This window comes from Geodermatophilus sp. CPCC 205761, assembly GCF_051383655.1.
GTDB lineage: Bacteria > Actinomycetota > Actinomycetes > Mycobacteriales > Geodermatophilaceae > Geodermatophilus.
In genome coordinates this window covers 58,367-72,044 of sequence record NZ_JALPKQ010000028.1, presented here as the reverse complement: position 1 = coordinate 72,044, position 13,678 = coordinate 58,367, and the positions used below count along the sequence as shown (strand labels likewise).

At 76.0% G+C, this 13,678-nt stretch carries 14 protein-coding genes and 1 riboswitch; of the genes, 6 read left to right on the top strand and 8 right to left on the bottom strand.

All coding sequences use genetic code 11. The annotated features are described in order from the left end of the window. The 8 genes from MY526_RS17255 to MY526_RS17220 form a co-directional block, all read right to left on the bottom strand. Window positions 1-631: thiamine pyrophosphate-binding protein (locus MY526_RS17255; protein WP_436704684.1), on the bottom strand; the 631-nt coding region annotated here is incomplete at its 3' end. Continuing rightward, complete coding sequence (locus MY526_RS17250; protein ID WP_436704682.1) at window positions 628-1,404, bottom strand: cyclase family protein; 777 nt, start codon at window positions 1,402-1,404, stop codon at window positions 628-630. The genes MY526_RS17255 and MY526_RS17250, both read right to left, overlap by 4 nt. Before the next feature lie 75 nt (window positions 1,405-1,479). Further along, window positions 1,480-1,758, bottom strand: a complete 279-nt coding sequence (locus MY526_RS17245) for a DUF1905 domain-containing protein (protein WP_436704680.1) — start codon at window positions 1,756-1,758, stop codon at window positions 1,480-1,482. Between the two features lie 149 nt (window positions 1,759-1,907). Further along, window positions 1,908-2,762: an SDR family oxidoreductase gene (locus tag MY526_RS17240; RefSeq protein ID WP_436704678.1), complete on the bottom strand. Its 855-nt coding sequence runs from the start codon at window positions 2,760-2,762 to the stop codon at window positions 1,908-1,910. 101 nt (window positions 2,763-2,863) lie between these two features. Further along, entirely contained in the window at window positions 2,864-4,258 is a 1,395-nt protein-coding gene (chrA, locus tag MY526_RS17235; protein ID WP_436704676.1) for a chromate efflux transporter, read from the bottom strand. A 14-nt stretch (window positions 4,259-4,272) separates the two neighbouring features. Beyond that, window positions 4,273-4,704, bottom strand: coding sequence for a chromate resistance protein ChrB domain-containing protein (locus MY526_RS17230; RefSeq protein WP_436704675.1), 432 nt, complete (start codon window positions 4,702-4,704; stop codon window positions 4,273-4,275). Beyond that, on the bottom strand, window positions 4,701-5,189 hold the full coding sequence (locus MY526_RS17225; protein WP_436704673.1) for a Chromate resistance protein ChrB: 489 nt from the start codon (window positions 5,187-5,189) through the stop codon (window positions 4,701-4,703). The genes MY526_RS17230 and MY526_RS17225 overlap by 4 nt, the downstream gene beginning before the upstream one ends. 41 nt (window positions 5,190-5,230) lie before the next feature. Further along, window positions 5,231-7,156 (bottom strand): FAD/NAD(P)-binding protein, encoded by a 1,926-nt coding sequence (locus tag MY526_RS17220; RefSeq protein ID WP_436704671.1) that lies wholly within the window; start codon window positions 7,154-7,156, stop codon window positions 5,231-5,233. A gap of 222 nt (window positions 7,157-7,378) precedes the next feature. Then, a riboswitch (SAM riboswitch) is annotated at window positions 7,379-7,490 on the top strand. Window positions 7,491-7,753: 263 nt separating this feature from the next. On the opposite strand from MY526_RS17220, the gene MY526_RS17215 reads away from it, so the two are divergent. From MY526_RS17215 to MY526_RS17190, 6 genes are read left to right on the top strand one after another with little or no spacing between them, the layout of a single operon-like run. Next, window positions 7,754-8,875, top strand: a complete 1,122-nt coding sequence (locus MY526_RS17215) for an LLM class flavin-dependent oxidoreductase (RefSeq protein WP_436704669.1) — start codon at window positions 7,754-7,756, stop codon at window positions 8,873-8,875. Next, window positions 8,872-10,251, top strand: coding sequence for an NtaA/DmoA family FMN-dependent monooxygenase (locus MY526_RS17210; protein WP_436704667.1), 1,380 nt, complete (start codon window positions 8,872-8,874; stop codon window positions 10,249-10,251). The genes MY526_RS17215 and MY526_RS17210 overlap by 4 nt, the downstream gene beginning before the upstream one ends. Then, complete coding sequence (locus MY526_RS17205; RefSeq protein ID WP_436704665.1) at window positions 10,248-11,309, top strand: LLM class flavin-dependent oxidoreductase; 1,062 nt, start codon at window positions 10,248-10,250, stop codon at window positions 11,307-11,309. The genes MY526_RS17210 and MY526_RS17205 overlap by 4 nt, the downstream gene beginning before the upstream one ends. Next, complete coding sequence (locus MY526_RS17200) at window positions 11,306-11,839, top strand: GNAT family N-acetyltransferase (protein WP_436704663.1); 534 nt, start codon at window positions 11,306-11,308, stop codon at window positions 11,837-11,839. The genes MY526_RS17205 and MY526_RS17200 overlap by 4 nt, the downstream gene beginning before the upstream one ends. Beyond that, complete coding sequence (locus MY526_RS17195) at window positions 11,836-12,813, top strand: amino acid ABC transporter permease (RefSeq protein ID WP_436693819.1); 978 nt, start codon at window positions 11,836-11,838, stop codon at window positions 12,811-12,813. The genes MY526_RS17200 and MY526_RS17195 overlap by 4 nt, the downstream gene beginning before the upstream one ends. Beyond that, window positions 12,810-13,586, top strand: a complete 777-nt coding sequence (locus MY526_RS17190; RefSeq protein ID WP_436693818.1) for an amino acid ABC transporter ATP-binding protein — start codon at window positions 12,810-12,812, stop codon at window positions 13,584-13,586. Before MY526_RS17195 ends, MY526_RS17190 begins: the two co-directional genes overlap by 4 nt. The last annotated feature ends 92 nt before the right edge of the window (window positions 13,587-13,678 follow it).

Here is a 13,678-nt window from a genome sequence, read left to right as displayed (position 1 = left end):
GTCCGCGGGCGCCGCGGCCGGCCACGAACACCGGCCGCCGGGCGTGGCGCAGCGCGTGCGCCAGCCGCTCGGCGTGCTCGGCCCGCACCGACGGCTCGGGGCCGGGCGGCACCGGGGGCGGGCCGGCGGGCACCGGCAGGTCCTCCACCTGGACGTGCAGCGGCAGGTTGAGCAGCACGGTCCGCCGCCGGTGGACGGCGGTGCCGACCGCGGCGGCCACCTGGTCGAGGGCGTCCCCCGCCGAGGTGACCCGCATCGGCACCGCGCCCACCGCGGCGGCGAGCGCCGCCTGGTCGACGGCGAAGTTCGACGTCGGCGACGACGCCTCGGCGGCCAGCACGACCAGCGGAGTGCGGCTCTTGGCGGCCTCGGTGATGCCGGTCATGGCGTTGGTCAACCCGCAGCCCTGGTGCACGCTCACCGCCGTCGGCCGCCCGCTCATCCGGGCGTGCGCGTCGGCCATCGTCGCCGCGCCGCCCTCGTGGCGGGCGGCGACGAACCGGGCGCCCGCGGCCACCATGGCGTTGGTGACGGCGAAGTTGCCCGAGCCGACGACGCCGAACACGGTGTCCACCCCGCAGCCGGCCAGCGCCGCCCCGACCGCCTCGGCGACGGTGGTCCGCGAGCTCATCCGCGTTCGACGAGGGCCAGCACCCGCGCCGGGGAGCCCGACCCCGAGACGATCGGCAGCGGCGCGGCCACCAGCACCGCGCCGGTCGGCGGCAGCTGGGCGAGGTTCTGCAGCTGGGTCAGCCCGTACTTGCCGCTGCCCATGAACGCCGCGTGGCAGGGGAACGGCGGGTCGAAGGAGTGCGCCGCGCCGGCGTCGGTGCCGACGGTCTCCACGCCCACGCCGATGACGGGGGCCTCCTCGGCGATCCAGCGGGCGCAGGCCGGCGAGATGCCCGGGGTGTGCGAGCCGGTGTCGTCGGCGTTGAGGAACTCCTGCTGCGAGGAGCTGCGCGCGTCCCACCCGGTCCGGTAGAGCAGCCAGCCGCCCTCGGGCAGGGGCCCGTGCTCGGCCTCCCAGGCGCGCACGTGCTCGACCTCGAGCAGGAAGTCGGGGTCCGCGGCGGCCTCGGCGGAGAAGTCGAGGACCACGGCGGGACCGAACAGCCGGCGGGCCGGCACCGAGGCGACGTCCTCCCCGCCCCGGCCGGTGACCCAGTGGTTGGGCGCGTCGAAGTGCGTGCCGGTGTGCTCGCCGGTCCGGAAGTTGTTCCAGTACCAGGCCGGTCCGCGGTCGTCGTAGCGGCTGAGCTCCTCGAGCTCGAACCGCGCGGTCTGGGCGAACTCGGCCGGCAGCGCGATCACCGGCGTCTCGGCCGACAGCGGCGCGGTGAGGTCGACGACCTCGACGGCGCCCTCGGCCAGCGCGGCGGCGAACCCGGACAGGATCGACATGGGCGTCCCTTCGACGGGAGGACTCGGGGCGGGCCCGAGCATGCCGCAACCCCGCTGGTCAGGGACCCCCTGCCGTCACCCGAGCCGTTCCGCCAGGTGCACGGTCACCGGCTCGCCTGCCTCCTTGCCGATCGCCCGCCGGAGGTCCGCCTTCACCGGCAGCTTGTGGGTGCCGTCGCCCAGCGCCATGAACGAGCTGCGGAAGGGGTGCCCGTCGATCGTGCCGCGCACCTTGACCAGGCCGCGGGTGCCGAAGTACTCGGCCGAGCCCGGCATCTGCACGTAGGTCCAGCCGCCGGGCGCGGAGCTGTGCTGCAGCGGCGCGGTGAACTCGGCGTCCAACGGTGTGCTCATCGTCGCCGTCCTCTCGCGGGGGTGTCACCTCTCCAGACGGCCCGGGACGCCGCAACTCATCGGGACGCGATCGAGACCCGACCTCGAGGGAGGGCCGCCTCCCCACCCGCCACGGAGGGGCAGAAATGGCCGTTTCTGCCCTCCAGACCTCAGGCGGCGGGGCGCAGGCCCTCCACCAGCGGCGTCGTCGGCCGGCCCGCGAGCTTCGCCAGGTCGCCGGTGGTGGAGCCCAGCGCCCCAGCGCGGACGGCGCCCTCCATCGCGACGACGAAGCCGGCGGTGCCCTCGTCGAGGCCGGCGGCCAGCAGCGCCGCCCGCTGCTCCTCCGGCGTCCGGCGGACGTGGGTCACCTCGCGGCCGAGCAGCTCGCTGCAGGCGGCGGCCAGCTCGTCGAAGCTCCACGCGCTGTCCCCGGAGAGCTCGTACACGGCGTTCTCGTGACCGTCCCCGGTCAGCGCGGCGGCGGCCGCGGCGGCGTAGTCCCGCCGGGTGGCGCTGGCGACCCGGCCGTCGCCGACCGAGGACGCGATCACCCCGGTCTCGCGGGCTTGCCGCAGCGGCTGCGCGTAGTTCTCGGTGTACCAGCCGTTGCGCAGCAGGGTGTACGGCAGGCCGCTCTCGCGGATCGCCGCCTCGGTGGCCCGGTGGTCGGGCGCGAGCGCCAGCGGGGTGTCGTCGGCCCGCAGGATGCTGGTGTAGGCGATGCGCCCCACCCCGGCCCGCACGGCGGCGTCCACCACGGCCCGGTGCTGGGCGACCCGCACGCCCGGCTGGCTGCCCGAGATCAGCAGCAGCGTGTCCCCGGCCGAGAGCGCGGCGTCGAGGGTGGCCGGGTCGTCGTAGTCGAGGCGCACCGTCCGCACGCCGCGCTCGGCGAGGTCGGCGATCCTCTCCAGCGAGCGCCCTCCGGCGACGACGTCCGCGGGGTCGACCCCCCGGGCCAGCAGCTCCTCCACGACCAGGCGGCCGAGCTGGCCGGTGGCTCCGGTGACGACGATCGACATGCAGGTCCTCCGTGGGTCGGTGCGGCGCGGTCGCGCCATGCTGTGCCGCCGAACCGGGACGGCGGCAGCGGGATTCCCGCCCGACGGTAGGCCTCCGGCGATCAGGCGATCGGCAGCCCCGCCAGGCCGGCGGCCAGGCCCAGCGCCGCGCACACCGCGAGGGTCCGCAGCACCGGCCAGCGGAGCCGGAACAGCAGCACCGCGGCGACGACGGCGATCGCCAGCGGCACCGGCCGGAGGCTGCCGAGGTCGGGCAGCTCCAGGTGCAGCGGCCCGGCGTCGACGGCCCGGGTAGAGGAGAACAGGGTGTGGACGGCGAAGTAGACGCCGAGGTTGGCGATGACGCCGACCACCGCCGCGGTGATCCCGGTCAGCGCCGCCGACAGCGACCGGTTCCCCCGCAGCCGTTCCATGTAGGGCGCCCCGAGCAGCACGAACAGGAAGCTGGGCGCGAAGGTCACCCAGGTGACCAGCAGCGACGCGAGCACCGCCGCGACCCACGGGTCCAGCTCGCCGGGGTTGCGGTAGGCGCCGAGGAAGGCCACGAACTGCACGACCATGATCAGCGGCCCGGGCGTGGTCTCGGCCAGCGCCAGCCCGCGCACCATCTCCCGGGGGCCGAGCCACCCGTACACCTCGACCGCCTGCTGGGCGACGTAGGCCAGCACCGCGTAGGCGCCGCCGAAGGTCACCACCGCGGCCCCGGAGAAGAACAGCCCCTGCTGGGTGAACACGCTGCCCGCACCGGTCAGCAGCGCGACCGCCGCCACCGGCACGCCCCACACCAGCAGGCCGATCAGCAGCACGCGGAGCGTGCGCCGGGCCGACGGCGGCTCGGTGTGCAGGACGTCGTCGGAGATCACCGGCGGCGGGCCGTCGTCGGCGGCCTCGGCCTTCCCCTTCTGCGGCAGCGCGGCCGGGCGCCACCGCCCCAGTGCCCAGCCCGCGACGCCGGCCGCCGCCACCACGACCGGGAAGGGGACGCCGAACAGTGCCAGGGCGAGGAAGGCGACCACCGCGACCGTGACCAGCGCCGCGCTGTTCAGCGCGCGCCGGGCCACCCGGACGACGGCCTGCGCGACGATCGCCAGGACCGCGGGGGCCAGCCCCGCGAACAGCGCGAGGACGGCGGTCGTCGAGCCGAACCCGACGTAGACCGCGGACAGCACCAGCAGCGCCACCACGCCCGGGAGGACGAAGAAGCCGCCGGCCACCAGCCCGCCGCGGGTGCCGTGCAGCAGCCAGCCGACGTAGGTGGCCAGCTGCTGGGCCTCCGGGCCGGGCAGCAGCATGCAGTAGTTCATGGCGTGCAGGAACCGGCGCTGGCCGATCCACCGCTTCTCGTCGACCAGCGTCCGCTGCATGACCGCGATCTGGCCGGCCGGACCGCCGAAGGTCTGCAGCGAGATCAGGAACCAGGCCCGCACGGCCGTGCGGAAGGGCACGACCGTCTGCTCCATCGGCCGGGCCGGCCGCGCGGGGGTGTCGGAGTCCATGTGTGTCCTCGGGGTCAGGCCGGCTCGCGGCCGAGGAGCATGCGGCGGCGGTGGTACTCGTAGAGCCCGTCGAACAGCGGACCGGTGACGGCGAGGGTGCGCTCGTCGTCACCGGTCATCGACAGGCCGCGCAGCAGCACGTCGAGGCCGGCGGCCTCGGGCGCGTCGAAGCGCTCGTCCTCGAGGTCGGCCTCGTGGACGGCCTCGGGGATCCGCCAGAGCACCGGGTCGGTGAGCTCGTAGCGGCGGAGGATCGTCTCGAAGGAGCAGTCCCCGCCGGCGTGCCCGAGCGCGACGCCCCGCATGTCGAAGGGGGTCGCGTCGACCGGTACGTCGGCGGGGTCGGAGACGAAGACGAAGTCGGCGTCCGGGTCGATGGACCGGCGGATCAGCCAGGCGCACGCGGCGCGGTCGATGTGCACCCCGGCCCGGGTGGCCCACCTCACGGCGCGACCGCCGTCGCCGTGGCCGCGGCGAGCTCCCGCAGCGCCCGGTCGGCCGCGTCCCGCTCGGCCGGCGGGAAGAAGTCCCGCCGGCCGATCGCCCGGAACCCCGTCCGCAGCCGGCGCAGCGCCCGGGCGCGCTCGGCCGGCCCGTCCGCGACGGCCGCCCGGCACGCCTCGGCCAGGGCCCGGTACTCCTCGGCGCGGACGGCGGCCATGCGCCCGGCCAGCTCGCGCTCCTGGGTCGCGGCGGCCGGCCGCGCCACCCAGATCCCGGCCGTGCCGCCGGCCTGGAGGACGTCGTCGGCCAGCCACTCCAGCTGCTCGCGGGTGCGGGCGTCGGCGGGCAGGGCGACCAGCCCGTCGGCCAGCTGACCCACCCCGAGCCGCCGCAGCCGGCGCCACAGCGTCGTCCGCGGCCCCGACGGCTCCCGGGGCAGCCGGTAGGACAGCAGCACCCACTCGCCCGCGCCCTCCGCCACGTCCATGATGCAACCACGGTTGCACCGGAGCGTCCAGAGAGAGTCGGTCAGGCGGCCCCGACGACGAGGGCGGGCAGCTCCGCCGGGGCCGTCAGCCGGCGCCACAGCTCCCGGGCCAGCGCGTCGTTCTGCCGGAAGAACGGCGCGTTGGATCGCGGCCGGGCGAAGGCGGCGACCTGGGCGCCGGCGGTCCAGTAGCCGACGGCGGAGACCCGGGGGTGCGGCGTGCCGTCCGCGGTCACCACCCGCAGCTCCGGATCGACGTCCAGCCGCCCGGTGCGGCGCCGGCCGCCCGGCGCCGTCGGGTCGGCGAAGGCCCGCTCCCGGGCCTCGCCGCGGCGCAGCAGCCCGGTGACGACCGGATCGGGGGTGGCGACGACGTCCGGCGCCGGCAGGCGCGCCTCGACCAGCGCCCGCGTCTCGGTCACCCCGGGACGGCTGGACGACCGGGCCCGGAACGCGCCCGCGCCCTCGTCGAGCTCGATCTCGACGTCGGCGCCGAGGAAGTGCAGCACCCCGGCCTCGGACAGGGCGAGCAGCTCCTCCAGCCGCGGTCCGGGCGGGCCGCTGGCCAGGTAGCTGAACAGGTTCATCCACCAGCCGGCCAGGTCCTCGCACTCCGACCGCGGGGTCAGCCGCCGGGCCGCCACCAGCCCGGCGATCGTGCCGTGGCACTGGAGCAGCGCGGTGAACACGGCGGCGTCCGTGCTGTGCGCCGGGTCCGCCGCGCGGGCCAGGTCGGCGCGGACGTGCCGGCGGACGGCGTCCTGCAGCGTCCCCGGGTCGGGGAACCAGCGCCCCGCGAGCGGGCGGTCCAGCGCCGCGAGGTCGAAGCGGTCGATGACGTCGGGCACCGCCCGCGCGACGAGCGCCCGCTCGGCGCGCCGCGTGGCGGCCGCGGCGTAGCCGTCGGCGAACTCCTCCCACGGCACCGCCGTCCGCTCCGGGTGGGCGCGGAACAGCTCGGTGTAGTGCGCCCAGCCCAGCTCCCGCTCGATCAGCGGTGCCAGGTCGGCGCGCAGGTCCAGCAGCCGGTCGGGCCCGAACGCGGCGTCGACGGCGGCCGGGGTGAAGAACCGCAGCGGCACCGGCGGCCCGGCCCACGGGTAGCCGAGCTTGGACCGGTAGGGCACGCCGCGGCGGGAGCCCACGTACAGCACCGGCTCGGAGCCGGACGGCTGGTAGCGCAGCCGGCCGGCGTCGTCGCGCTCGAACCGGCCGCCGCGCCCGTTGGTCAGCAGGACGGCGAGGTCGACGAACGCGAGACCGGCGCCGCGCACCAGCACGTCCTCCCCCGGGGCCAGCGCGGAGAGGTCGACGTCCGCGGTGTACCCGGTGGGCAGGTAGGTGAGTCCGCGACGGTCGGCGGCGGCCGCGGTCGCCCGCTCGCCGGCCGTGGGGTGCGCGTCGAGGTGGCCCTGGACGAGCAGGACGGCGTCGGCGCTGAGCTCGGCGCCGTCGGCCAGCCGCACGCGGGCGCCCCCGGGGCCGCTGTGCACGTCGACCACCCGGGTGGCGTGCAGGTGCACGTCCAGCCACGGCGCGGCCGCGGCGACCACCGTGTCGAGCACCCACCGCAGGTAGGCGCTGACCAGCGGCCGGGACGGGAAGGACGCCGGCCCGAGCCGGCGGGCCTCCCGGCCGACCGGGTCCTCCGCCGGCCGGGCGCGGGCGACGTCGCGCACCCACTCCCACAGCGTGGTGCCCTCGGCGACCGGGCCCTCGACGACGACGGAGGGGTCGGGCAGCACGGTGACGTCGCCGACCAGGGAGTTGGCCCAGAGCAGGTCGGGCTGCTCGGCCCGCCAGACGCGGCCGCCACCGGGCGGGAACGGATCGACCAGGTGCACCTGCAGCCGGCGGCCGTCGGACAGCTCCGGAGCGGAGGCGGCGAGCCGTTCGAGGACGCCGATCGCGGTGGGGCCGGCGCCGACGACGCAGAGGGTGGGCCGGTCAGGGACGAGCGGGGACATGCGGGGGGACTCCAGAGCCGGAGGAGGGAGGGCGGGGCGTGGTCGCGTCCTCCGGACACAGGGCACTGCAGGTGCGGAGCAGGTCGACGTGCCGCCGCTGGGCGAGCTCCGGTCGCGTCACGTCCCCTCCTCCCGATGCGGACGCCGGGTGGCGCCGACACAATGTCTACCAAATCGATCGGGTTTGACGGGAATGCCGGTCCGTGTCTAGGGTCCGGCTCAGGTCCTGAGTGCCAGCACCAAGCCCCGGCTCGCTGGCCGGCAACCCTCCGCTGCGACGGGGTGCCCCGGGTGACGACCTGGCGGACGCGATCCGCGTCCGCAAGTCCGCAGCCCTCCGGGGCCCAGATCGAGGAGCACCGACAGTGAGCACCGCGTCGACGCCGGGCGTCCGCGACCTCTCCGCCGACCTGGTCGGCCGTCCGACGGTCGACCTGCTGCGCACCGACAGCGCGCTCTGTCGCTGACGACGTCCCCCTCCTGACCGGCCCGCCCGGTCCTCCGCGGCACCGCCCGCTCCCGCCGCTCCCCCTGTCCCGGGAGTGCCGGCGGCGTGCCCGCGTCCTCTCCACCACCCGTCCGACAGGGAGCACCCGCATGTCCCGCACCCCCCTCCTCGGCGTCGAGCTGACCGACGCCGGAGCCCACCCCGCCGCCTGGCGGCTGCCGGTCGCCGAGCCGGGCCGGCTGTTCGACCCCGCGCGGTGGGCCGGCCTGGTCCGCACCGCCGAGCGTGGCGGCCTCGACCTGGCCCTGTTCCCCGACGCGTTCGGGGTGCAGGACGCCGACGGCGGGGTCCGCGGCCGGCTCGACGCCCTGCTGACCGCCTCCCGGCTCGCCCCGCTGACCACGTCCATCGGTCTCGTGCCGACGGTGACCACCACGCACACCGAGCCGTTCCACGTCGGCAAGGCGGTGCAGACCCTCGACTGGGTGAGCCGCGGGCGGGCCGGCTGGGAGATCGGGGTGAGCCGCACCCCCGAGGAGGCCGCGCTGTTCGGCCGGAAGAGCGCCGAGCCCGACGACGAGCTGTGGGCCGAGGCCGACGACGTCGCCGAGGTCGTCGCCCGGCTCGAGGACAGCTGGGAGGACGACGCCGAGATCCGCGACGTGGCCACCGGCCGGTTCGTCGACCGCGACCGGATCCACCCGGTCGACTTCCGCGGTCCCCGCTTCTCGGTCGCGGGCGCGTCGATCACGCCGCGCTCGCCGCAGGGCCGCCCGCCGGTCGTCGTCCGGGCCGACTCCCCCGCCGCGCTCGCCGTCGCCGCGCACCGGGCCGACGTCGTGCGGATCTCCGCCGCCGGCGTCGCGGCCGCCACGGCCCAGGCGACCGAGGTGCGGGCCCGGGTGGCCGAGGCCGGCCGCGACCCGCGCCAGGTCGCCGTGCTCGCCGACGTCGTCGCCTGGCTGGGCCCGGACGCCGCCGACCGGAGGAACCGGCTGCAGGCGCTGTCCCGGACCGACCCGGGCACGGTGGAGCACGTCGGCGACGCCGAGGACCTCGCCGACCTGATCGCGGTCTGGACGACCGCGGTCGACGGCGTGGTGGTGCGCCCGGCCGTCCTCCCGACCGACCTCGAGGCGCTGGTGGACGACGTCGTCCCGCTGCTGCGGGAGCGCGGGCTGCGCCCGGCCGGGCCGCCCGGCCCCACGCTCCGCGACACCCTCGGCCTGACCCGCCCGGCCGGCCGCACCGCCGTCGGGGGTGCCCGGTGAGCCGCAAGCAGATCCACCTCGGGGCCCACTTCCCCGGCGTCAACAACACCACCGTCTGGGCCGATCCGCGGTCGGGCAGCCAGGTCGACTTCGCCTCCTTCGAGCACCTGGCCCGCACCGCCGAGGACGCGCGGTTCGACTTCTTCTTCCTCGCCGAGGGGCTGCGGCTGCGCGAGCACAAGGGGCAGGTCTACGAGCTCGACGTCGTCGGCCGGCCCGACACGCTCCCGGTGCTCGCCGCGCTGGCGGCGGTCACCGAGCGGCTCGGGCTGGTCGGGACGATCAACACGACCTTCAACGAGCCCTACGAGCTGGCCCGGCAGTGGGCCACGCTCGACCTGCTCTCCGGCGGTCGCGCGGCGTGGAACCTGGTCACCAGCTCCGACGCCTTCCACGGCGCCAACTTCCGGCGCGGCGGCTTCCTCGACCACGCCGACCGGTACCGGCGGGCGGCCGAGGTCGTGCAGGTCACCCGGCAGCTGTGGGACTCCTGGGACGCCGACGCGGTGGCCGCCGGGGAGACCTTCCTGCGGCCCGGCGGCGTGCGGCCGTTCGCGCACACCGGCCCGCAGTTCGACGTCCGCGGGACGTTCGGGACGCCGCGCGGACCGCAGGGGCACCCGGTGCTGTTCCAGGCCGGCGACTCCGCCGACGGCCGGGAGTTCGCCGCCCGCGACGCCGACGTCGTCTTCACCGCGCACTCCACCGTCGAGGCCGGCCAGGCGTTCTACGCCGACGTCAAGGGCCGGCTGGCCGCGCACGGGCGGCAGCGGGACGACCTGAAGATCCTGCCCGCGGTGACGGTGGTGCTCGGCGACACCGAGGAGGAGGCCCGCGACCGGGCGCGGCACATCCGCGAGCAGCAGGTGAGCGGGCCGACCGCGATCGCCTTCCTCGAGCAGGTGTGGGGCCGCGACCTCACCGCCCACGACCCGGACGGGCCGCTGCCGGCCGAGGACCCGGACGCCGGCAACGTGTCCATCACCCGCGGCCGCGTCCGCCACCACCGCGACCCCGCCGCCCTCACCCGCCAGTGGCGCGAGCAGGCCGAGGCCAACGGCTGGTCGATCCGCGAGCTGGTCATCCAGGTCGGTGACCGCGGCGGCTTCGTCGGGACGCCGGAGTCGGTGGCCGCGGAGATCGACGGCGCGGTGCAGGCCGACGCCTGCGACGGCTACATCCTCGTGCCGCACCTGACCCCGGCCGGGCTCGACGAGTTCGCCGCCCGCGTCGTCCCGCTGCTGCAGGAGCGCGGCTCCTTCCGCGCCGACTACACCGGCCCGACGCTGCGCGACCACCTGGGCCTCGGCCCGGCCCGGCCGGCCCGCCGCTCCGGCGGCGGCGTCGGCACCGACCGCGGGCAGGTGGCCCGGTGAAGCTGCTCGCCGCCAACCTGCTGCTCACCACCCCCTACCCGGTCACCGGCCGGACCAAGCAACCGCACGAGAAGCTGCGCGACGCCGTCCGCTGGGCGGTCTGGGCCGAGGAGGCCGGGTTCGACGCGGTCGGGATCGGCGAGCGGCACGCTGCACCGTTCCTCTCCTCGTCCCCGACCGTGCTGCTCGCCCACCTGGCCGCGGTCACCTCCCGGGTCCGGCTGGTCAGCACGGTCACCGTGCTGCCGCTGCTGGACCCGGTCCGGGTGGCCGAGGACTTCGCCACGATCGACCACCTCTCCGGCGGGCGGGTCGACGTCGTCATCGGCAAGGGCAACGACCCCGTCCAGAACCGGCTGTTCGGCTACGACCTGGCCGACCAGTGGCAGCTCAACCGGGAGAAGTACGAGCTGCTGCGCCGGCTGTGGCGGGAGGAGGAGGTCACCTGGTCGGGCACCTCCCGCCCGCCGCTCACCGGGGCGACGACGCTGCCCCGGCCGCTGCAGCAGCCCATCCCGGTGTGGCACGGCAGCGCGTCCTCGACCGAGTCGACCGAGCTGGCCGCGCGGTTCGGCGAGCCGGTGTTCAGCGCCAACGCCTTCCACCCGACGAAGAAGTACACCGACCTGGTCGCGCACTACCGGGACCGGCTGGCCGCGCACGGCCACGACCCGGCCTGCGGGGTCGTGGGGGTCGGGTGCGGCGGTCTGTACGTCAGCGAGCGCAGCCAGGACGCCGTCGAGGCGATCCGCCCCTACTACCGGGCGTTCCTGCAGACGCCGGCCGCCCGGCACAACGACCCGGAGTTCAGCGACGTCGAGGACGCCGTGGAGCGCGGGCCGCTGCTGGTCGGCAGCCCGCAGCAGGTGGCGGAGAAGCTGGCCCGCTGGGACGCGGAGTTCGGCGGCGTCGAGGTCCTGCAGATCGGCCTGGAGGGGCTCGGCATCCCCGACGCCGAGCAGCGGGCCACCCTCGAGCTGTTCCTCGACCGGGTCGCCCCGGTGCTCCGCGAGGAGCTGCCCAGCCGGGTCTGGCCGGACACGGAGGTGACCGCGTGACCGCCGCCCCCGGCCTGGCGGTGGTGGCCGTGCACCCCGACGACCCGCTCGCCGCGCCGCTGTTCGCCGAGCTGCTGCACGAGTACGACAGCCGCTACGGCGACCTGTACGGCGGCGCGGCGGCCGAACTCACCCGCTACCCGGCCGCGGAGTTCCTCCCGCCGGACGGCGAGCTGCTCCTGCTGCTGGAGGACGGCGCCCCGGTGGCCGGCGGCGCCTACCGCCGGCACGCCGACCCGGGCACCGCCGAGGTCAAGCGGATGTGGACCGCCGCGGCGCACCGGCGCCGCGGCCTGGCCCGCCAGGTGCTCGCCGAGCTGGAGTCCCGGGCCGCCGCCCGCGGCTACACCCGCATGTACCTGACCACCGGCCCGCGCCAGCCCGAGGCCAAGGCGCTCTACCTGGCCGCCGGCTGGACGCCGCTGTTCGACCCCGCCGTCCCCCGCCCCACCGACCTGGCGTCCCTGCGCGCGCTGCCACCCGGCCGGCTCGGCTACGCCTTCGAGAAGCCCCTGGGAGAGCCCGCATGACCACCGTCGTCCCACGGCCGGCCGCGGACACCGCCGCGCCGCCGCCGACCGGCACCCCCTACGACCAGCTGCGGGTGGTGCCGGCCCGGCACCCGGGCCGCTGGGTGTCCACCGCCGTCGTCGCCGTCCTGCTGGCGATGGTGGTCAACTCGCTGGTCACCAACCCGCGGTGGGAGTGGGACGTCGTCGCCGCCTACCTCACCGAGGAGTCGATCGTCCGCGGGGTGTGGACGACGGTCCAGCTCACCCTGGTCACCGCCGTCCTCGGCTTCGCCCTCGGCACGGTGCTGGCGCTCATGCGGCTGTCCCGCTCCCCGCTGCTGCAGGCGGTCAGCTGGGGCTACACCTGGGTGTTCCGCTCGGTGCCGCTGATCCTGCAGCTGCTGCTCTGGTACAACCTCGCCTACCTGTACCAGAGCCTGGACTTCGGCATCCCGTTCGGGCCGTCCTTCGCCAGCGTCGAGACGCTGTCGCTGATCGACAAGTTCGGCGCCGCCATCCTCGGCCTGGGCCTCCACCAGGCCGCCTACTCCGCCGAGATCGTGCGGGCCGGCATCCTCTCGGTCGACCAGGGCCAGCTCGAGGCGGCCGCCTCCCTGGGCATCCCGCGGCGGCGGCAGACCACCCGGATCGTGCTGCCGCAGGCCATGCGGGCGATCGTGCCGACCGCGGTCAACGAGGTGATCGGCCTGTTCAAGGGCACGTCGATCGTCTACGTGCTGGCCCTCGGCGAGCTCTTCTACACGGTCAGCGTGATCTACGGCCGGACCCAGCGGGTGCTGCCGATGCTCGTGGTCGCCGCGGTCTGGTACGTCGTGCTCACCACGGTGGTCACCGTCATCCAGTACTACGTCGAGCGCTATTACGCCCGCGGCGCGGTCCGCACGCTCCCGCCGACCCCGCTGCAACGGCTGCGCGCCAACCTCACCGCCGGCCTGGCCCGCGTCTCCGGCCCGCGGGGGGTGTCCCGGTGACCGCCGCGGTCCGGCCCGGACGGGTCGAGGTGCACGGGGTGCACAAGTCCTTCGGCACCCTGGAAGTGCTGCACGGCGTCGACCTGGTCGTCGAGCCGGGCACGGTGACCGTCGTCCTCGGCCCCTCCGGGTCGGGCAAGTCGACGCTGCTGCGCAGCATCAACCACCTGGAGAAGGTCGACCGCGGGTTCGTCGCCCTCGACGGCGAGCTGGTCGGCTACCGCCGCCGGCGCGACACCCTGCACGAGCTCAAGGAGAAGGAGCTGCTCCGCCAGCGGACCCGGTTCGGGTTCGTCTTCCAGTCCTTCAACCTCTTCCCGCACCTGACCGCGCTGGAGAACGTGGTCGAGGCGCCGGTGTCGGCGCAGGGCCGCCGGCGCGGCGACGTCGAGGCCGAGGCGCGCACGCTCCTGGCCCGGGTCGGGCTGGCCGACAAGGCCGACGTCTACCCGCGCCAGCTCTCCGGCGGGCAGCAGCAACGGGTGGCGATCGCGCGGGCCCTGGCCATGCGCCCGGCGGTCCTGCTCTTCGACGAGCCCACGTCCGCACTCGACCCGGAGCTGGTCGGCGAGGTGCTCCGGGTGATGCAGGACCTCGCCCGCGACGGCACCACGATGGTCGTCGTCACCCACGAGATCGGCTTCGCCCGGGAGGCCGCCGACCAGGTGGTCTTCATGGACTCCGGCCGCATCGTCGAGGCCGGCCCGCCCGAGCAGGTGCTCGACGCCCCGCAGCACGAACGGACCCGCGCCTTCCTCGCCAAGGTCCTCTGAAGAAGGACCCCCCACACCCCGGACGGCGCACCCGCGCCGCCCGTCGGTGGCGCGCGCCCCGCGCACCCCCGAGACCCCGAGAAAGAGAGAGA

Bases quoted from the DNA above. Each gene is read 5' to 3' on its own strand.
- chrA (WP_436704676.1), bottom strand. From the start codon at position 4,258: ATGGACTCCGACACCCCCGCGCGGCCGGCCCGGCCGATGGAGCAGACG.
- MY526_RS17195 (WP_436693819.1), top strand. From the start codon at position 11,836: ATGACCACCGTCGTCCCACGGCCGGCCGCGGACACCGCCGCGCCGCCG.
- MY526_RS17240 (WP_436704678.1), bottom strand. From the start codon at position 2,762: ATGTCGATCGTCGTCACCGGAGCCACCGGCCAGCTCGGCCGCCTGGTC.
- MY526_RS17250 (WP_436704682.1), bottom strand. From the start codon at position 1,404: ATGTCGATCCTGTCCGGGTTCGCCGCCGCGCTGGCCGAGGGCGCCGTC.
- MY526_RS17220 (WP_436704671.1), bottom strand. From the start codon at position 7,156: ATGTCCCCGCTCGTCCCTGACCGGCCCACCCTCTGCGTCGTCGGCGCC.
- MY526_RS17215 (WP_436704669.1), top strand. From the start codon at position 7,754: ATGTCCCGCACCCCCCTCCTCGGCGTCGAGCTGACCGACGCCGGAGCC.
- MY526_RS17245 (WP_436704680.1), bottom strand. From the start codon at position 1,758: ATGAGCACACCGTTGGACGCCGAGTTCACCGCGCCGCTGCAGCACAGC.
- MY526_RS17225 (WP_436704673.1), bottom strand. From the start codon at position 5,189: ATGGACGTGGCGGAGGGCGCGGGCGAGTGGGTGCTGCTGTCCTACCGG.